Genomic DNA, 17,182 nt, shown 5'->3' on the forward strand with positions numbered 1-17,182 from the left:
CCGGATCGGCGCTTACGAGAGCCTTACAACATTATTCAAAACGTGTACGGCAAGCGGGACCGATACGCGGAACCGTTGTCCGACAGGACACCCTCGCGACGGAGAGGATCAGCTGGCGAGCGGGTCGTCCCGCTCGGCAAAGACCTCGCGGGCGATGAAGGTCGCGTTCAGGGCCCGGGGGAAGCCGCAGAACACGGCGGCGTGCAGGAGCGCTTCGGTGATTTCCTCGCGGCTGATGCCAACGTTCAGGGCCGCGCCGATGTGGACCTTAAGCTGCGGTTCACATCCCCCTAGAGCGGTCAGGACACCGAGGGTGACCAGCTGGCGGCTACGGGCGTCGAGGCCGGGTCGGTCGTAGATGTCCCCGAAAACGAACGCGGCGACGTGGTGCCCGAGGGCAGGGTTGATGTCGGCGAGCGAGTCGACAACAGCCTCGCCCTGATGTCCGTCGATCTTGGACAGGACCGATTGCCCGTGACGGCGGCGGGCGAGGTTGTCGGGACTGTTGATGTCATGCTGCGGGGCGGTGCTCGTCATAGCTGGTGTACTTCCTGGTAGGTAGCGATCTTGTACTCGGTGGTGGCAAGGGCGAGCTGCAGTTGGGCGATCTGGGACCGCAAGGTGTCGCGGTGCTCCAGCAACATGTCCATGCGTTCGGACACGGTGTCTTGGTCGGCGTCGACGAGGTCGATGTAGTGGCGCAGGTCGCTGATCGACATGCCCGAGGTGCGCATCCGGGTCAGGAACACCAGCCGGCGCACTGCGGGCGCGTCGTAGCGGCGGTGACCGGCTGCATCACGGGCGACGTGAACCAGACCGATGCGTTCGTAGTACCGCAGCGTGTGAGGGTTTACCCCGAGGTGCTTCGCCGTTGTGGCGATGTCCCACTCGGTAGCGTCGTCATCACGCGCGAGCTCACGCAGAGCCTCGATCGAGACCCCGCCGGGCGGATCCACTGCCAGGCGTAGGGCCTGGCGCAGTGCCTCGTCTTGTTCCATACCAACCGACGGTAGGGGTGTGAGTGCGCTCAAACGCAAGGACACTGATCGATCAATGTCCCCGGTCAGTACGGCTAGCCAGCCGCGAAGACTTTTCCCGAGGATGAGTGACCCGTTACTCCCGAAAATCGATGTGAACGGGCCACTCGTGCCTCTTCTGACAGCGCTACTCACGACCTCAGGCGAGGGCGCGCCGGAACCGGTCCTCCTCGACCTTCCAGTAGCCGTGCTCGGCGCCGTCGATCAGGATCACCGGGACGTGGTCGCCGTACTCCGCCTGCCACTCGGGATCGCTGTCGACATCGGCCGTCGACCAGGGCACGCCCAGCTCGTCACAGATCCGCTCGACGTCGGCTTCCGCCTTGACACAGGATGAACAACCCTGCCTGGTCATCACCACCACGTGGTGCGCCATGACTCTCCTTTCGCGACCCCCACCGCGACATCATCCATCATTCGCCGAGCGTCCCGGGCGGCCGCCGCCGGGCCGGATCGTCGCACTTCCGCAACCGCGAACACTACCTACTTTCCGGTAGCTACCCGTATGCTCGGTGATCGTCGGACAGAGGAGTCGTCGTGACCAACTGGCTTGTCGCGGGCCCCGTGGGCCTGCACGCCGGCGCGGCCGCGGCCCCGGGGCCGGAGGCCGGGACGTGGGATCTCGTCCACGCCGCGCAGGAGGGCGATGCCGATGCGTTCGGCGAGCTCTACGACCGTTATGTCGACACCGTCCACCGGTACGTCCTGTTCCGCATCGGCGACCGGGAACTGGCCAACGACATCACCAGCGAGACCTTCCTCCGCGCGCTGCGGCGGATCAGGTCGGTCAGCTACCAGGGTCGCGACGTCGGTGCGTGGTTCATCACCATCGCCCGCAACATCGTGCTCGACCACGTCAAGTCGAGCCGGTACAAGCTCGAGGTGGTCACCGACGAGGTCTCGGAGTCGGCGGCCTTCAGCGCGCAGGCCATCGAGGACGGGCCGGAGCAGCAGGCGCTCGCCGGCGCCACCAGGAACGCGCTGCTGCACTGCATCGCCGCGCTCGGTGACGACCAGCGCGAATGCATCGTGCTCCGCTTCATCCAGGGACTTTCGCTGTCGGAGACCGCCGAGATCATGCACCGCAACGAGGGTGCGATCAAGGCCCTGCAGCACCGCGCGGTCCGCAGGCTCGCCCAGCTACTGCCCCCGGGCTGGCGCTGACCCCGACCGTAACGAGCGGGCGAACCGGGTCGTTGAACAGCGTGTGAACGTGCCCGGTTGGTCGCCGCGCGAACTGGAGGTCATGTCCGCGCTGCGCGACCTCGGCGACACGGCGACTCTCGATCCGCCAACGCGCAAGGAACTCCGGGCGCGGATCGACCGCCGCCTGCGCGAGGCCGAACGCAGGCGGCGGTGCCGCTGGCTCGCCGGCGCGGCCGCCCTGCTCATCGCGCTCATCGGGCTGGGCATGGTGCTGTCCCGCAACGCCCTGCCCGGTGATCCGCTCTACGCCGTCAAACGAGCCACCGAGTCGGCCGAGCTCGGTCTCACCTTCGGCGACGAGGCGAAGGCGACGGCGCACCTGCGGTTCGCGGCGACTCGGCTCGACGAACTCCTCGCGCTCCACGCCGCACGCGGCTCCACCATCGCCGACTTCGAACGCGAGGTCCGGGCCGGCACCACCGAGCTGACCACGTTGGGCGTGCGGGGCGCGGGGCGGGAACTGGACGACCTCCGCTCCTGGGTGCGCCGGCAGAGCGCGAAAGCGGCCCCCTTCGCCGAGGTCACCGACCTGCTGGGGCGGGTCAGCACCCGGGCACGCGCGCTGTCGGTCCGGCTCGGCTGCGACCGGATCACCAGCGGGGAGTCCGACGATCTCGGTGTTCTGCCCGCCCCGGGCGTCTGCTGGCCGCCGACACCCTCATCGCCATCCCTTCCCCGGCCCGTGACACCCGTGACACCCGTGACACCGAACCCACCCACGGCGGTGGGTTTCGACGACACCCGATCGTCGGAATCGGTGTCGACGCCCGCACCGACGGCGCCGGTGCCGTCAGTCATCGACACCGGCGCACCCGCCGCGTTCAACCCCCCGATCCTCGCGCCGACCAGCGCACGAGCACCCGCCACCACGACTTCGCCGCCGCCGCTGCTGTCCGTTCCACCGCTGATCCCCGGGCTTCCCGGAGTGCGGATCGGCTGACGCGGGTCGCTACGCTGATCGCAGGAGGAATGTCAGGAGGCGGTGCGCGTGTGGCGCGGCAGGGGTAAGGGCCCAGAACTGGAGCGGCTGGCCGCCTTGGCCGGGGAAGCTTCGGCCGACGCCGCCGTGGCCATGGAGTCCGTGCGGCCGCCCGAGGACGGCAAGCCCGCCCCGCCGGACCTGACCGCGGCCGCGTTCTTCGACGTGGACAACACGATGATGATGGGCGCGTCGATCTTCCACTTCGCCCGCGGCCTGGCCGCACGCAAGTACTTCACGGCCTCGGACCTGGCCGGGTTCGCCTGGCAGCAGGTGAAGTTCCGGGTCGGTGGCAAGGAGGGCAACGTCAGCTCGATCCGCGAGCAGGGCCTGTCCTTCGTCGCCGGGTACAGCGTCGAGGAGATGACCAGGGTCGGCGAGGAGATCTACGACGAGCTGATGGCCGACAAGATCTGGTCCGGCACCCGCGACCTCGCTCGGATGCACCTCGATGCCGGGCAACGGGTCTGGCTGGTCACCGCGACGCCGGTGGAACTGGCCGCGATCATCTCGCGCCGTCTCGGCCTGACCGGCGCGCTCGGCACGGTCGCCGAGCACATCGACGGGGTGTACACCGGACGCCTGGTCGGCGACCTGCTGCACGGGCGCGCGAAGGCCCACGCCGTGCGGGCGCTGGCCGCGCGGGAGGGGCTGAACCTGCGCCGCTGCACGGCCTATTCGGACTCGTCGAACGACATCCCGATGCTGTCGGTGTGCGGCACCGCGGTGGCGGTGAACCCGGACAACGGGCTGCGCGAGGTGTCCCGCGCCCGCGGCTGGGAGATCCGTGACTTCCGCACCGGCCGCAAGGCCGCCAAGATCGGCGTCCCGTCCGTGCTGGGCGCCGGTGCGCTGGCCGGCGCCGTCGCCGCCGGCCTCGCCTACCGCCGCCGCTGAGCTGCCGCGGAGACGGACGCATTCAGCCCATGGACATGATGGTTCAGGCGCTGCTGAGCCGGCTGTTGCCGGGCGTTCCACCCGAGGAGCTCACCGTCTGCGAAGGACAGTTTCATCGGGTGGTGATCGGCCCGGACCGGGTCGTGTGCCTGCCTCGCACCGAAGCGGCCGCGACCCGGCTGCCACGGCGAGCAGCCGTTCTGCGTGTCCTCGCCGGGCTTGGCCTCGGCTGCCGTACGCCGATACCACTGGTGGAAAGCGACGAGCCGCCGTTCCTGGTGCTAAGCCACATTGCCGGAACACCATTGACGGCAGACGCGCTCGACGATCCCGAGGTCGCCGACGCGGTCGCGAGCCAGTACGTCGGTCTGCTGACCGGTCTGGCCAGGGCCGGCGCCGACGACCGGGTACGCACGGCACTGCCGGCGCCGGAAGACCGGTGGCGGCGGTTCGCGGCGGATGTCCGCGCCGAGTTGTTCGGGCTCATGTCCGCCGACGGGCGCCGGCGAGCCGAGCGGGTGCTCGCCCCGCTCGACGACCTTCCCGTCCTCACCGCGGCGGTGGTGCATGGTGACCTCGGTGCCGAAAACGTCCTTTGGGAGGTCACCGACGGGCTGCCGCGCCTCGCCGGGGTGATCGACTGGGACGAGGTCGCGCTCGGTGACCCTGCCGAAGACCTCGCGGCCATCGGCGCCGGCCACGGCGAGGACTTGTTGCGGCGCGTACTCACGCTGGGCGGCTGGGCGAATCACGAGACGACCACCCGCATCGCCACGATCAGCGGAACGTTCGCCCTGCAGCAGGCCCTCGCCGCGTATCGGGATCGTGACGAAGACGAGTTGGCGGACGGTTTGGTGGGCTACCGCTGAGCGGTGTCGTTACGGCCTCAGGTTGAAGAAGGCTTTCACGCGGCGTTCGTGGTATTCGAAATCGTCCTCGTCATGCTCGGTGCCTTGGCGCCGCGCCTGCTCGAAATATGCGGCCTCGCGGCGCAAGCGGTGCCTGATCAGCTGGACGACCGTCTCGTCGTCCATATCGCCCGCGGTCCCGCCGGCCTCGTGATAATCGGTGATGAAGCGGCGCCGTCGGGCCAACGCGTCACCGTACTCGTCGGCCCATTCGAGCGCGGCGGATGCCACCTCCAGTTCGGGCGCTCCGACGATGGCCTCATCCCAGTCCAGGACGGCCACCAGCCGGCCGTCCCGGGCGAGGGTGTTTCCGGTGTAGAAGTCCCCGTGCAGTGGCTGATGTACGGGGTTACGGCGATGAAAGTCCGCCAGCCACCGGTCCAGCCATGGATCGGCCAACGCGGGAACATCGTGCGGCGGCTCCCCGTACAGGCCGGTCTCCACGAACGAAGCCACCGGGCGCGGTGGCGGCCGATGGGTGGCCAGCGCACGGTGCAGTCGCGCCAGAAGCCGCGCGCCCTGCGTCCGCACCTCCGGCTGATCCGCATCGGGCCACTCGCCTTCGACATAGGGCCACACCGACACGGGCCGACCGTCCACCCAGACGACCGTGGCTCCATCGCGTGCACGTAACGGGGCCACCGCCTCGGGCAGCGTTGAAGCGGCATGTACGGCAACCGAGTGGCACCACTCGGTCTCGGCACTCGTGCGCCTGCTGGGGCCGACGCGTACGACCAGGTCATCGACCCGGTACGCCGCCGACTCCTCTCCGCCGTACAGCCGCACCGGCTCGCCATCCACGCGCTGTCCCCAGGCGGTTTGAACCGCGCGTCGCATCGAAGCGGTCAGCGGCGTGTCCACGAAAGCCATGAAACCCCCGGTAAGTCCACGGATCAGCGCGCCCGATGGCGCAGCAGGGTGGTGGCGATGGTGACCTGGGCCCGCTCCAACGCAGTCTGACCATCCTCGATGTCCCACAAGGCGTTTTGCAGCACACGACCGAGCGTCCAGCCGGTCGCCCGCTGCCGGTCCAGACCAAGGGCTTCGGTCAGCAGGTCGAAGCGGCGGAGCACGACGCCGGCAACGTCACCGGACGCGACCGCTTCCTCCCACCGGTTGTCCAGTGCCGGCAGCAGATCGAAGCCGGGGTCGCCGGCGAGTGGTTTGGGATCGATCGCCAGCCACGGCTCTCGCTGTCCGGTAAGGATGTTGTCGTAGTGCAGATCCCAGTGCAGCAGGCGGTCGCCGGGTTCGCCGACCAGTTCGGCCACGGCGGACGCGCAGGTCCGCACCAGTTTTCGATCGGCAGGGTCGACCAGGCCCGGCACGGCGCGTGGTACCTCGTCGAGCATGGCGGCGGCGATGTCGGCGAGACGACGCAGTCCCTCCGGGGCGGGTACCGAGACCAGGCGCACCAGCAACCCGGCCAGGATCCGCACGGCGGTGGTCTCGTCGGCCACCGACGACAGCGGCCGGGTCGCGTCCAGGCGCTCCAGGAGCATCGTGCCGGTGTCCGGGTCATGGTCGAGCAGGCGTACCGCGGCTTCGCCGTCCCATACCCGCAGCCCGATCGGTTCGGTGGCGTGCTCCTCGCTGACCGGCTGGAGCTTGAGCGCGGCGGGCTCGCCGTCCGCGCGGGTCACCGGCAACACGAGCGATGCCATGCCGTGCCGCCCTGGACCGTCCAACCGCAGCGCCCAGCGGTCCAGGAAGTCGGCGGCCAGCTTGGGCAGCGCGGCGATCCAGGCGCGGCCGGACTCACCACCGTGCTTACTGTGGGAGGCGGCCAGGGCGTCGGGGACGTCGATGCGAATCGACGTGCTCATGGTGAATGTCTCCTTCGTGAACTCTGGGTTCGATCGCGTGACACGAAGGAGACGGTGGCGGTGCCCGGCTTCCGGGCAGGAGTCAACGCATACTCCGAGCCTACCCAAAAACGATCATGCGCCGCCCGCGGTCAGCGCAGGGGTAGCCAGAGTGCCGCTCTAGGCTTCAAGCCACTGCACCAGCAACAGGTGGACTTCCTGCTGCTCGTCAAGGATCAGGTAGATCACCTGGCCCGCTTGGCTGGGGCCAAAGTTCCAGCGCCCAACGGCACCATCGGGATTGGCCTCATGCAGTGGCTTTCCGTTCCAGTGAGTGAGCTGGAGCACTTCAAGTACGTCGGCGTAGGCTGCCAAAGCGTCATCAGGCAATGCAGCGACCTGCGCCACTACGGCGTTGTCGGAACGAGCTGATACACCTAGCGGCCTAACCGTTGCCGGATTACGGCCTGCATGTCTTCCAACGGCGCGGCATCAGGATTCTGGCCAGTACTGGTGATCTGTTCGGACTTGCCCAGCAACCGAAAGTAGGTACCGGGGGCTGCCTGCTCGGAATGGGCAAGGTGCCGCCACTTGTGCAGCAGCTCATACACCTCGGCCAGGTCGTGTGACTGCTTCGCGCGGTCTAGAGCGCGCTCCCATTCCGCATCAAACTCGGCAGCCACTCGCGGCGTCAGACACGCCCGGATACCCGCAGCGTCTGTTGGCGGCGGAGCCGGGTTCGTGTTCGGTGCCGGATGAGGAGCAGCCGCGTGACCACCTTAGCCGTCGGCATCAACCAGAAGCCCACACCGACACTAGCCCTAACTCGCGTGTTAGACGCTCACCGCTTCCGAACGGTCCGGCAGCAGAGGCTTCTTGAATGGACGAGTTGCTTGACTTAATTCGAGAAGACGCTCGTTCGCTGCGAGAGCCGCCGGTAGAGCGCGTGCTGGATCGCCTCGCGGACCTGGTCGGTGAGGTTGAAGACGAACATCGGGTCGTCGAGCTCGTCAGGTTGCCAGGCCCCGGTCTCGATCGGCTCGCCGAACTCGATGTACCACTTCGTCGGCAGCGGGATCGCCCCCAGCACGCCGAGTAGCGGGAAGAACGGCGTCACCGGGAAGTACGGCAGGCCGAGCAGCCGGGCGAGCGGCTTGATGTCGCCGATCTTCGGGTAGATCTCCTCCGCGCCGACGATCGAGCAAGGAATGATCGGCACGCCCGCACGCAGCGCCGCGGCGACGAACCCGCCTCGCCCGAACCGTTGCAGCTTGTAGCGCGCCGAGAACGGCTTTCCGATGCCCTTGAAGCCCTCCGGCCACACGCCGACCAGCTCACCCGCGCGCAGCAGCCGTTCCGCATCGGGGTGGCAGGCCAGGGTCTGCCCGGACTTGCGGGCGAGGGCGCCGAGCACGGGCGTGCGGAACACCAGGTCCGCGCCCAGCATCCGGAGGTGCCGGTGCGCCGGATGCTCGTCGTGCACGGCCACCGCGGTCATCACGGCGTCCAGGGGCAGCGTGCCGGAGTGGTTGGAGACGATGAGCGCGCCGCCCTCGTCCGGCAGGTTCTCCACGCCCGACGTGCTCACCCGGAACCACTTCTCGTACAGCAGGCGCAGCGGGGGCAACAGGAGCGTGTCGGTGAACTCGCGGTCGAAACCGAACTCGTCGACGCGGTATTGGCCGGTCAACCGGTTGCGCAGGAACGTCAACGCCCGGGCCAGGCCGTCGGCCGCGGATTCGGGTTCGGGTTCGGGTTCGGGTTCGGGTTCGAAGAAGGTCTGGGGGCCTACTCCCGCCGGCGACGGGGCCGCTGGTTCGGGCGGCGCGGAGGCGGAGGGTAGGGGCAGCACCGGTGCTTCGACCGGCTTGACGGCCGTGGGTGGCTTCTCGCGACCTGGCCGGTGGAGCGGGATTACTTGCGCTTCAACTGCTTCGGCGCTACGCGTCATGAGTCGTCGCTTTCGGGTTTCATGCCTGCGTCTGGCCCGTTCTTGCGGCGGTCAGCACGTTGTCGGCCAACTCGCCCAGCTTCTCACCGTCCAGAACCGGGCGCAGGCCACGGCCCCGGATGTAGTCGTCGAACGCCGCTTTCGTGGTCCAGCTCGGCTGGTAACCGAATTCCTCCGCCAGCCGGGTGGTGTCCACGACACGACCGAAGTTCAGCAGACGCACCTGGTCTTCGGAGAAGTCGACCACGTGCGCGCCGCGCAGCAGTTTGGCCACCGTGGGCACGAGTGGCCGGGGCACGGGCAGTTCGGCCCGCCCGGCCCGCCGGATCGCCTGCGAGAGGGCGAGCACGCCGTCCGAGGCGACGTTGAACACGCCCGGCCGGTCCTCAAGCGTGGCCAGTTCCAGCACGGCCAGCGCGTCCGAGGAGTGCAGCACCTGGATGCGGGCGTCGAAGCCCAGCACGGTCGGCACCACCGGCAGGGCGAAGTACCTGGCCAGCACGGTGTCCACATCGGGGCCGAGCACGTTGGCCAACCGCAGGGTGGTCACCGTGATGTCGGGCCGGCGCCGGGCCAGCCGCCGGACGTATGCCTCCATCTCGACCGCGTCCTTGGCGTAGCCGCTGGACGAGGCCGGGACGAGTTCGGACTCCTCGGTGAACACGGCCGGCGAGCGCGGGCCGGCGCCGTACACCGCGGTCGTGGATTTCACCACCAGCTTGCGCACCGAACGCGCGCGCTGGCACGCGGCGAGCAGCCGCATGGCGCCGATGACGTTGACTTCCTTGATCGCCGTCCGCCGGGCCGGGCCGGGCGGATGACAGGTGGTCGAACAATGCACCACGGTGTCCACGCCGGCATCGGCGATCACCTTGGCGATGAGCGGGTTGCGGATGTCGGCCCGGACGAACTCCGCCCGCCCCAGCCGGCGCGAGGCCTGCTTACCCGGCGGAATCGTGTCCACGCCGATAACGCGGTCCAACCCGGAATTCGCGCCCAACCGCGCGAGGAGCCGCCCGCCCAGCTCACCGGAGACTCCGGTGACGAGGACGACCTTGGACGGCATTCGACCCCCTCGGCAGGCTCGGGCTGGTTTCCACAGCGGTGCAGATGCTACTCCGGGCGCGTCGCCGCGTCTGCGGTCTACCGACCCTATTAACCGAGGTCAGCACCTGTCACTCGAACGGATGTGACCCGTCCGGGGAACCCGGACGGGTCATGAAACAAGCCGTTTGCGCGCGCGTTACTTGCCCTGCTTCCGACGCTGCATACGCGTCCGGCGCAGCAGCTTGCGGTGCTTCTTCTTGGACATGCGCTTGCGGCGCTTCTTGATCACCGAGCCCACAGGTGCTCCTCCACGTTTCACTCTCGTGCTTGTCCGACGGACGTCCGCCCCGACGCCACCTGCGGTCGGTACCTTCGCCAGCGCCGAACACACCTTGCTCGGCACAATCCGATTGTCAGACGAGACGCTCTCAGTCGGCCACTCAGGTTACCCCACGTCGAAATACGCGCTTTCGAGGTAGTCGTGCACGGCCTTCTCCGGCACGCGGAACGACTTGCCGACCCGCACGGCCGGCAGTTCACCCGAGTGCACCAGACGGTAGACCGTCATCTTGGAGACCCGCATCAGCGAGGCCACCTCGGCGACGGTCAGGAACTGGACCTGCCCGAGGTCGGACACGTCCTCATGATTCGACGGCATAGGTCACCGTGCCCTTCGACGCGGCGGTGCCGCTTGGCTTCCCCACCAACGGTCCCGACGCGCACGTGCTTTACCCCTGAGAGTAGCGGGACCGGTGGGGCCAATGCGACGCATGCTGGGCATTTTCCACCGAAGTGCCCAGCACGGCGTCACTCGTGAGCCTTGCCGAGCTCCTCCGACCGGTCGCGGGCGGCCTCGATGGCGGCCAGCAACGCGGCCCGGACGCCGTGTTTCTCCAGCTCACGAATGGCGTTGATGGTCGTGCCGGCCGGGGAGGTGACCGCCTCCCGGAGAATCACCGGGTGCTCGCCGGTCTCCGCCAGCATCTTGCCCGCGCCCACGGCCGACTGGATGATCAGCTTCTCCGACACCGCCCGCGGCAGGCCGAGCAGGATACCGGCGTCGATCATGGCTTCGACCAGGTAGAAGAAGTACGCGGGACCGGATCCCGACAGCGCGGTAACCGCGTCCTGCTGCGTCTCGGGCACCTCGATGACCTGGCCGACACACGAGAGCAGCTCGGTGACCAGGGCCAGGTGCTCGGCGGTGGCGTGGCTGCCCGCGGAGATCGCGCTCATCGCCTCACCGACCACCATCGGGGTGTTCGGCATCACCCGCACCACCGGCACCCCGGCCGCCAGCCGCCGCTCGTAAAGCGAGGTAGGCAGGCCCGCGCACAGCGATACGACCAGCGTATCCGGCCCGACCAACGGGGCCAGTTCGTCCAGCACCGGCTCGATGTCCTGCGGCTTGACCGCGATGACCAGCACGTCGGCGCGTTTGGCGGCTTCGGCGACCTCGACCCCGGCGACGCCGTAACGCGCGGTCAGCTCGGCGGAGCGCTCCGGATGCCGCTCGGTGAACAACAACTCGTCGGCGCCGCGACCACCGTGCAGCAACCCCGACAGCAACGACTCACCGATCTTGCCCGCGCCCACAACCGCGATAGTGCTCATGCCTTCTCCTCCGCGAGTTTGCGCGCGACCGCGATCGAGTCGACGGGGCGCTCCATCCGAGATCGGGTCACGATCGAGGCACAGGCGCCCCGCCGCCCCGATAGCGGGCCTTCGGGGCGCGCGCGGTGGTCATCTTGATTGCCGCGGCTTGGCACAGGGCTACTCATGCCAGCCAGCCTAACGACCGGGTTCAGGACACCGCCGGGGCGAGCGCGAGCTGCCGTGCCTGGCAGACCAGGCGGCCGGAGGAGTCGATCACCGTGGCATCGGAATCGAACCAGGACTCCTGGACGGACTGGCTCTCCACGAGGACCCGCAGCCAGCCGGGGGCGGGCCGGGCCCGCAGCAGCGCGGTGAGCTGGACCGTCGGGCTCCACCCGAAGCGGCCGAGGTTGAACACCACGGGCGGGTTGACGTCCCCGGCCAGGAGGGTGAAATACGGGTCCACGGCGCTGTGCCGGGGCTTGACCCACAGCCGGATCCGGGGCGGGTCCCCGGTCCGGCCGGACAGGAAACCGGCCGTCGCCGGATCCAGCCGCACGTCGCAGCCCTTGGCCAGGTTGAACTCGCCCTCTGCGGTGTCTCCGCCGATGGGGATCGCCCGCGGCGGCGGCTCGACCGGCATCGACGGCAGGTCGCTCCATTCCGGGCGGCGGACCGGCAGGCGGCCCGCAGTCACCGTCGCCTCGACGCAACTGCGCCCGCGCTGCTCCAGCACGATCCCGACCACGGTGGCCCGGCGGCCGACCTTACGCACGTCGGTGCGCAGCAGCACCGGCCCGATCGCCGGCGGCCGGAGGAACTCGGCGCTGATCGCCAGCGGATCCGCCATGGGCTCGCCCCGCTCGGCGAGCGCGGTCAGCGCGGCCTTGGCCATCAGCGCCAGCAGGAAGCCGCCGTGCGGATGGGTGCCGATCGACCATTCGTGGCGCAGGACGGCGGTCAGCGTGCCGTCCCCCAGCGACCGCACGGCGCAGGCGAAGGCGAAGTCCGCGGGGTCGGGAACCTCCAGCGCGCTCACGAACGGCTGGCCAAGGCGCGCAGGAAGAAGGCCAGGTTCGCGGGCCGCTCGGCCAGCCGTCGAACCAGATAGCCATACCACTGCTCACCGAAAGGAACGTAAACCCGCACGGTCTCCCCCTCCGCCGCCAGTCTCCGCTGCTCGCCAGGCCGCACGCCGAACAGCATCTGGTACTCGTACCCCCCCGGCTTGCGGCCGTGCCAGCGCGCGCGTTCACCCAGAATGGCAATCAGCCGAGGGTCATGCGTCGCAAACATAGGGTAACCATCGCCGGCCAACAAGATGTTCGCGCATCGGACATAGCTGAGATCTACGTCATGTTTGGCGGTGAAGGCGAATTCCTCGGGCTCGGCGTAGGCGCCCTTGCACAGCCGCACGCGTGAGTCGGCGACCGCGAGCCCGGCCACGTCCGCCTCGGTGCGCCGCAGGTACGACTGCACCACCGCGCCCACCCACGGCCAGGTGCGCCGCAGCTCGCCGAGCACCCGCAGGGTGGACTCGGTCGTCCGGTGGTCCTCCATGTCCACGGTGACCGTGGTCCCGACCCGCTCGGCGGCCGCACAGATCCGCCGGGCGTTGTCCAGCGCGAACTTCTCGTCCAGCAGCAGGCCGACGGCCGACAGCTTGACGCTCACCTCGGCGCGGGCGGCCAGGCCCTCCTCACCGAGGCGGCCGAGCAACGCCAGATAGGTCCGCACGGTCGACTCGGCCTGGCCGGTCTCGCCGGTGTCCTCGCCCAGGTAGTCGAGCGTGACATACAGGCCGCTGTCGATCAGCCGGGCCGCCGTGGTCACCGCGTCGGCCACGGTCTCGCCGGCGACGAACCGCTCGACGACGCCTCTGGTTCCCCTGGTCGCGGTCAACGCACGCCGGAGGGTGTCGTTCCCGGCGACGGCGAGGATCAAGGAACGGAGCGGGGTCACGTCGGAGACTTTACGTGTTCAAGGATCGGAAGCCGAAGCTCAAATTCTGATCTTGTTCGCCCGCCCCGATGTTGCTTCCCACTTGGTCATTGACCAAGGTGGAACCGGGCGAACAGCAGGGCCTCGGCCAGCGCCTTCGCCCGGTGGGCGGCCGACGGCGCCCGGCGGGTGTTCACCTCCAGCACGACCTGCCCGTCGAACTCCCCGGGCGCGAGCCGCTCCAGGAACTCGGCGCAGGGCTGCTCGCCGCGGCCGGGCACCAGGTGCTCGTCCTTGGGGATGCCGGTGCCGTCGGCCAGGTGCACGTGGGTCATCCCGGCACCCATCCGGTCGGCCAGCGCGAGCGCGTCCATCTGCGCCGCGGCCGCGTGGGAAATGTCCAGGGTGTAGTGCCGGTAGCCGACATCGGTCGGGTCGATCGACGGCCGGAACGCCGAGATCCGTGAGTCCCGCTTCCCACCCGGCGGGCGGACCTTGAACATGTTCTCCACCGCGATGTCGACGCCGCTGGCGTCCTCCAGCTCGGCGACCAGCTCGGCGAACAAGTCGCCGTACCGGCGCTGCCAGCGAAACGGCGGATGCACCACGACCGTGCGCGCACCCAGCTCGACCGCGGCGTCCACGCTGCGGCGCAACCGGATCACCGGGTCCGGCGACCAGACCCGCTGGGTGATCAACAACGACGGTGAATGCACCGACAGCACCGGCATCCCGGTGTGCCGCGACCACCGGCGCAGGTCGGCGACGTCCTGGCTGACCGGGTCCACCCACACCATCACCTCGACCCCGTCGTAGCCGAGGTCGGCGGCCAGCTCGAAACCGGCACCGGCCCGCAGGGGCCACACCGATGCCGTGGACAGACCAACCGGAATCAACGCCAGCGCCGTCCCTTATCGCGACAGCAACAGCAACGCGGCCGGAGACACCGTGACCACCAGACCCACCAGCACGGCGAGCACGGTGGTCTGCAGGTCCTCGGCTCGGCGGATCTTCCGCACGATCCACACCAGCGCGGCGATCACCACGACCGCGGCGCCCAGCGCGGCGGCCGGCAGCTGCCCCCACAACCAGTTGAAGCCGAGCCACACGGCGGCGCCACTGACGACACCGAGCGTGAGCTGGATGGCCATGGTGATCCACTGCCGGGCGGGCGACTGCGCGGGCTCGGGCCTGCCTCGCTCGTCCTCGATCCGCGCGGGTTCCTCGCGGTACTCGTAGTCCTCGAGGTCCTCGCCGGCCTCCTCGAGACCACCGAACTCGGCGTACTCCTCGTCCTCGTCGTCGGCGAAGGGGTCGTGGTAGCCGGTCGCCTCCAGTTGGTCACCCGGGTCGGGTTCCCGTGCCGGCACCACCGGCGAGACGCCGACCTGCGTGTCCTCGGTCGAGATCGGATTCGGCCGCCCACGTCCCCAGGTCGACAGCCCGGCGGGTGGGGCGTCCGGGGCGGGCTCGAACAGCGACTCGCCCGTGTCGACCGGCTGGAACTGCTCGGTGTGCGGCTCGGCCGCGGGCGGTGGCGCGGCCCGGCGCCGCCGGCGCGGGAGCGCGGGGAAGGCGCGGCCGGCCGGCGCACGATCGGGCCCGGGGAACGTGCCACTGGCCATGCCGCCCCCGTCCGGCGGCGCTTCCCCCACCGCGTCCAGCCCGTCGAGCCGGGCCGACAGGCCGCTGGGCGGAGCGGCCGCGCCGGGTTGCGGGGGTGGCGGGGTCGCGTGGCGCGGGATCTGCGCGTGGGTGTCCTGTCCGCGGCGCGGCAGCTCGTCCGGCGCGGGCGGTTCCGGCAGCGGCAGGCCGGCGGACTCCTGCAGCCCGCGGCGCACCGGTGGCTCCTGCGGCCGTATGCGGCGTCCCATGCCTGGCTCACGCGACGGGAGCGGGCCGCCGGGCACCTGGAAGGCGCTCGAATCCTGGCCTGGTGCGTTGTTCGGGCGCGCGAACGCACCGGATTCCTGCGGGGGCGCGGGACGCGGATACGCACCGGACTCCTGGGGCGGCCGCGCGACACCCGGGCGCGGGAAACCACCGGAGTCCGGCGGCGGCGCACCGGGCGGGCGTCCGAAGGCACCGGACTCCTGCGGCCCGGGCGCGTTCGGCCGGGCGAAGCCACCGGAATCCTGCTGCGGCCCAGGCGCATTCGGGCGGGCGAAACCGCCGGAGTCCTGCGGCGGTCCGGGCAGGTTCGGCCGCGGATACCCACCGGAGTCCTGCGGCCAGCCACCCGAATCCTGCGGCGCGCCCGGCGTGGCCCGCGGCGGTCGGGGCCCCGCCGGCGGCAGCGGGTTCGGAGCGGGGTTCGATCGCGGGAAGCCGCCGGAGTCCTGCGGCGGCCTTCCGAACGGCTCGACCGGCGCCGGGCGCGGCGGGGCCGCGGGCTCCGCCGGGCTCACCTGCGGGTGCTGGCCCGAGTCGGTGGGTTGCCGGCGCGGGAGCGGCGGCGTGTCCTGGTCCGGCCGCGCCCGACGGCCGCCTTCACGCCGGGCCGACGGTGAGTTCGCGGCCTCAGTGCGCGCCCGGTCGATCAGGGCCTGGGGGTCGGTCCCGGCCCGGCGGCCGGAAGCCGGTGGTGCGCCGCTGGCGCCCTGCTCGTCGTCATCGTCGGCGGCACGACGACGCCGGCGGCGGCTGCCGTCGACGTTCCCGCCATGTTGAGCGAGCAGTTCGGCCACCGTCTTCTGTGACCGGTCTTGTCCGCTTTCTCGACTCATCGCTTCCACCGTGCCTGTTCAACATCGCCGTCGTCCAGCGGGGTGCTGTCACCGGTCCGATTCCGCGGCGAACCGCCCTCATCCGTCGGCCCGGTTTCACCCCAGCCGTTCGCGTGGTCCAGCCGCCGCAAGATCACCCCTTCCCGGAGCGCCCACGGGCAGATCTCCAGTTCCTCGAGCGACAACGCCCGCATCGCGGCCCGCGCCACCAGCGCACCCCCGACGAGCTGGTGTGCCCGGCTGGAGCTGACTCCTTCCAGCTCGGCCAGGTCGGCCGCCGTCATCCGCGAGATGAAGGCGATGAGCTGTCGCAATGCGGTATCGGACAGGGTACGGCGTATGCGGGGGCCAGTGGCAGAGGGAGCCGCTCCGGTCAGCCTGGCCAGCGACCGGACCGTCTTGGAGGTCGCCACCACGTGGTCCGGCGGGGGCAGCTTGGCCACCGTCTTGGCCAGCCCGGCCAGCTGCTCCTCCAGCCAGGCCGAGGTGCTCGCCAGCTCGGCCCGGGTCGGCGGGTCGTGCGCGAGCCTGGTCCGGTGGATCCGCCCCGCGCCCAGCGGGAGCGAGTCGGCCAGCGCCGGTTCCTCGTCCACGCCCATCGCGACCTCCAGCGAGCCCCCGCCGATGTCGAGCACCAGCAGGTTTCCCGCCGACCAGCCGAACCACCGGCGCGCCGCGAGGAAGGTCAGCCGTGCCTCGTCGACGCCGGAGAGCACCTTCAGCTCCACCCCGGTCTGCTCGGCGACCTTGCGCAGGACCTTCGGCGCGTTCCGGGCCTCCCGCACCGCCGAGGTCGCGAACGCCGTCAGCTCCGCGCAACCGAGGCGGGCGGCCGAGGCCTGGGCCGAATCGACCGCGCGGATCAACGCCTGCTCGGCCGGCTTCCCCAGCTCACCCTTGCCGGTGATCTGCTCGGTCAGGCGCAGCACCGTCTTCTCCGAATACATGGGCGTCGGGTGCGCACCTCGATGCGCGTCCACCACCAGCAGGTGGACGGTGTTCGACCCCACGTCGAGTACCCCTAGGCGCACGAAGCCCTACGGTACCCGGCGAGCCGACCGGACGTAGGCCCAAGAGTGCCATGACTCA

Annotated in this window: 20 protein-coding genes and 1 pseudogene; 4 read left to right on the forward strand and 17 right to left on the reverse strand. The window is 70.0% G+C overall.

Going from position 1 to position 17,182, the window contains the following annotated elements; genetic code table 11:
* Nucleotides 1–108 precede the first annotated feature (108 nt).
* From A3CU_RS0103805 to A3CU_RS0103815, 3 genes are all read right to left on the reverse strand, one after another.
* On the reverse strand, nucleotides 109–537 hold the full coding sequence (locus A3CU_RS0103805) for a carboxymuconolactone decarboxylase family protein (RefSeq protein ID WP_027941140.1): 429 nt from the start codon (nucleotides 535–537) through the stop codon (nucleotides 109–111).
* On the reverse strand, nucleotides 534–998 hold the full coding sequence (locus A3CU_RS0103810; protein ID WP_027941141.1) for a MerR family transcriptional regulator: 465 nt from the start codon (nucleotides 996–998) through the stop codon (nucleotides 534–536). Before A3CU_RS0103810 ends, A3CU_RS0103805 begins: the two co-directional genes overlap by 4 nt.
* Before the next feature lie 178 nt (nucleotides 999–1,176).
* Nucleotides 1,177–1,413 (reverse strand): glutaredoxin family protein, encoded by a 237-nt coding sequence (locus A3CU_RS0103815; protein WP_027941142.1) that lies wholly within the window; start codon nucleotides 1,411–1,413, stop codon nucleotides 1,177–1,179.
* A 188-nt stretch (nucleotides 1,414–1,601) separates the two neighbouring features.
* Between A3CU_RS0103815 and A3CU_RS0103820 the strand changes: the two genes are divergently transcribed.
* From A3CU_RS0103820 to A3CU_RS0103835, 4 genes are read left to right on the forward strand one after another with little or no spacing between them, the layout of a single operon-like run.
* Nucleotides 1,602–2,201 (forward strand): RNA polymerase sigma factor, encoded by a 600-nt coding sequence (locus tag A3CU_RS0103820; RefSeq protein WP_245616874.1) that lies wholly within the window; start codon nucleotides 1,602–1,604, stop codon nucleotides 2,199–2,201.
* Nucleotides 2,202–2,250: 49 nt separating this feature from the next.
* Entirely contained in the window at nucleotides 2,251–3,183 is a 933-nt protein-coding gene (locus tag A3CU_RS0103825) for a DUF5667 domain-containing protein (protein ID WP_156960214.1), read from the forward strand.
* A gap of 42 nt (nucleotides 3,184–3,225) precedes the next feature.
* Nucleotides 3,226–4,119 carry an HAD family hydrolase gene (locus A3CU_RS0103830; RefSeq protein WP_027941145.1) on the forward strand — a complete coding sequence of 298 codons (894 nt, stop codon included), beginning with the start codon at nucleotides 3,226–3,228 and terminating at the stop codon, nucleotides 4,117–4,119.
* 29 nt (nucleotides 4,120–4,148) lie between these two features.
* Entirely contained in the window at nucleotides 4,149–4,988 is an 840-nt protein-coding gene (locus A3CU_RS0103835) for a phosphotransferase family protein (protein WP_027941146.1), read from the forward strand.
* A 9-nt stretch (nucleotides 4,989–4,997) separates the two neighbouring features.
* On the opposite strand, the gene A3CU_RS0103840 is transcribed toward A3CU_RS0103835, so the two are convergent.
* The 14 genes and pseudogenes from A3CU_RS0103840 to A3CU_RS0103905 all read right to left on the reverse strand — a co-directional run bounded on the left by A3CU_RS0103840 (nucleotide 4,998) and on the right by A3CU_RS0103905 (nucleotide 17,124).
* Complete coding sequence (locus A3CU_RS0103840; RefSeq protein WP_027941147.1) at nucleotides 4,998–5,897, reverse strand: phosphotransferase enzyme family protein; 900 nt, start codon at nucleotides 5,895–5,897, stop codon at nucleotides 4,998–5,000.
* Between the two features lie 23 nt (nucleotides 5,898–5,920).
* A complete protein-coding gene (locus tag A3CU_RS0103845) occupies nucleotides 5,921–6,853 on the reverse strand; it encodes an aminoglycoside phosphotransferase family protein (RefSeq protein WP_063628785.1) in 933 nt (310 codons plus the stop codon).
* Nucleotides 6,854–7,012: 159 nt separating this feature from the next.
* A complete protein-coding gene (locus A3CU_RS52180) occupies nucleotides 7,013–7,240 on the reverse strand; it encodes a hypothetical protein (RefSeq protein ID WP_027941149.1) in 228 nt (75 codons plus the stop codon).
* A 29-nt stretch (nucleotides 7,241–7,269) separates the two neighbouring features.
* A pseudogene (locus tag A3CU_RS43350) lies at nucleotides 7,270–7,557 on the reverse strand (DUF6247 family protein); the annotation flags it as partial.
* Nucleotides 7,558–7,730: 173 nt separating this feature from the next.
* Nucleotides 7,731–8,783, reverse strand: coding sequence for a lysophospholipid acyltransferase family protein (locus A3CU_RS0103860; protein WP_027941150.1), 1,053 nt, complete (start codon nucleotides 8,781–8,783; stop codon nucleotides 7,731–7,733).
* Between the two features lie 19 nt (nucleotides 8,784–8,802).
* Nucleotides 8,803–9,849, reverse strand: a complete 1,047-nt coding sequence (locus A3CU_RS0103865; protein ID WP_027941151.1) for an NAD-dependent epimerase/dehydratase family protein — start codon at nucleotides 9,847–9,849, stop codon at nucleotides 8,803–8,805.
* 177 nt (nucleotides 9,850–10,026) lie between these two features.
* A complete protein-coding gene (locus A3CU_RS50860; RefSeq protein ID WP_017986394.1) occupies nucleotides 10,027–10,128 on the reverse strand; it encodes a 30S ribosomal protein bS22 in 102 nt (33 codons plus the stop codon).
* 147 nt (nucleotides 10,129–10,275) lie between these two features.
* Nucleotides 10,276–10,488, reverse strand: a complete 213-nt coding sequence (locus A3CU_RS0103875; protein WP_027941152.1) for a helix-turn-helix domain-containing protein — start codon at nucleotides 10,486–10,488, stop codon at nucleotides 10,276–10,278.
* Between the two features lie 149 nt (nucleotides 10,489–10,637).
* Nucleotides 10,638–11,444, reverse strand: coding sequence for a pyrroline-5-carboxylate reductase (gene proC, locus A3CU_RS0103880; protein ID WP_027941153.1), 807 nt, complete (start codon nucleotides 11,442–11,444; stop codon nucleotides 10,638–10,640).
* A 190-nt stretch (nucleotides 11,445–11,634) separates the two neighbouring features.
* The gene (locus A3CU_RS0103885; protein ID WP_052371423.1) at nucleotides 11,635–12,465 is read right to left on the reverse strand and encodes a thioesterase family protein; all 831 of its coding nucleotides are present in this window, start codon (nucleotides 12,463–12,465) and stop codon (nucleotides 11,635–11,637) included.
* Nucleotides 12,462–13,388 (reverse strand): proline dehydrogenase family protein, encoded by a 927-nt coding sequence (locus A3CU_RS0103890; protein WP_027941155.1) that lies wholly within the window; start codon nucleotides 13,386–13,388, stop codon nucleotides 12,462–12,464. The genes A3CU_RS0103885 and A3CU_RS0103890 overlap by 4 nt, the downstream gene beginning before the upstream one ends.
* A gap of 86 nt (nucleotides 13,389–13,474) precedes the next feature.
* Complete coding sequence (locus A3CU_RS0103895; protein ID WP_342668892.1) at nucleotides 13,475–14,269, reverse strand: sugar phosphate isomerase/epimerase family protein; 795 nt, start codon at nucleotides 14,267–14,269, stop codon at nucleotides 13,475–13,477.
* Nucleotides 14,270–14,278: 9 nt separating this feature from the next.
* Complete coding sequence (locus A3CU_RS0103900; protein ID WP_027941157.1) at nucleotides 14,279–16,093, reverse strand: hypothetical protein; 1,815 nt, start codon at nucleotides 16,091–16,093, stop codon at nucleotides 14,279–14,281.
* Entirely contained in the window at nucleotides 16,090–17,124 is a 1,035-nt protein-coding gene (locus A3CU_RS0103905; protein WP_027941158.1) for a Ppx/GppA family phosphatase, read from the reverse strand. The genes A3CU_RS0103900 and A3CU_RS0103905 overlap by 4 nt, the downstream gene beginning before the upstream one ends.
* Nucleotides 17,125–17,182: the final 58 nt, after the last annotated feature.

Origin of the sequence: Amycolatopsis taiwanensis DSM 45107 (assembly GCF_000519205.1) — a bacterium.
Taxonomy (GTDB): domain Bacteria; phylum Actinomycetota; class Actinomycetes; order Mycobacteriales; family Pseudonocardiaceae; genus Amycolatopsis_E; species Amycolatopsis_E taiwanensis.

What these genes read in the sequence shown, in the direction of transcription:
- A3CU_RS0103865 (WP_027941151.1), bottom strand. Translation starts at nt 9,849, where the DNA reads ATGCCGTCCAAGGTCGTCCTCGTCACCGGAGTCTCCGGTGAGCTGGGC.
- A3CU_RS0103815 (WP_027941142.1), bottom strand. Translation starts at nt 1,413, where the DNA reads ATGGCGCACCACGTGGTGGTGATGACCAGGCAGGGTTGTTCATCCTGT.
- A3CU_RS0103875 (WP_027941152.1), bottom strand. Translation starts at nt 10,488, where the DNA reads ATGCCGTCGAATCATGAGGACGTGTCCGACCTCGGGCAGGTCCAGTTC.
- A3CU_RS0103810 (WP_027941141.1), bottom strand. Translation starts at nt 998, where the DNA reads ATGGAACAAGACGAGGCACTGCGCCAGGCCCTACGCCTGGCAGTGGAT.
- proC (WP_027941153.1), bottom strand. Translation starts at nt 11,444, where the DNA reads ATGAGCACTATCGCGGTTGTGGGCGCGGGCAAGATCGGTGAGTCGTTG.
- A3CU_RS0103840 (WP_027941147.1), bottom strand. Translation starts at nt 5,897, where the DNA reads ATGGCTTTCGTGGACACGCCGCTGACCGCTTCGATGCGACGCGCGGTT.
- A3CU_RS0103805 (WP_027941140.1), bottom strand. Translation starts at nt 537, where the DNA reads ATGACGAGCACCGCCCCGCAGCATGACATCAACAGTCCCGACAACCTC.
- A3CU_RS0103845 (WP_063628785.1), bottom strand. Translation starts at nt 6,853, where the DNA reads ATGAGCACGTCGATTCGCATCGACGTCCCCGACGCCCTGGCCGCCTCC.
- A3CU_RS0103900 (WP_027941157.1), bottom strand. Translation starts at nt 16,093, where the DNA reads ATGAGTCGAGAAAGCGGACAAGACCGGTCACAGAAGACGGTGGCCGAA.
- A3CU_RS0103860 (WP_027941150.1), bottom strand. Translation starts at nt 8,783, where the DNA reads ATGACGCGTAGCGCCGAAGCAGTTGAAGCGCAAGTAATCCCGCTCCAC.
- A3CU_RS0103835 (WP_027941146.1), top strand. Translation starts at nt 4,149, where the DNA reads ATGGACATGATGGTTCAGGCGCTGCTGAGCCGGCTGTTGCCGGGCGTT.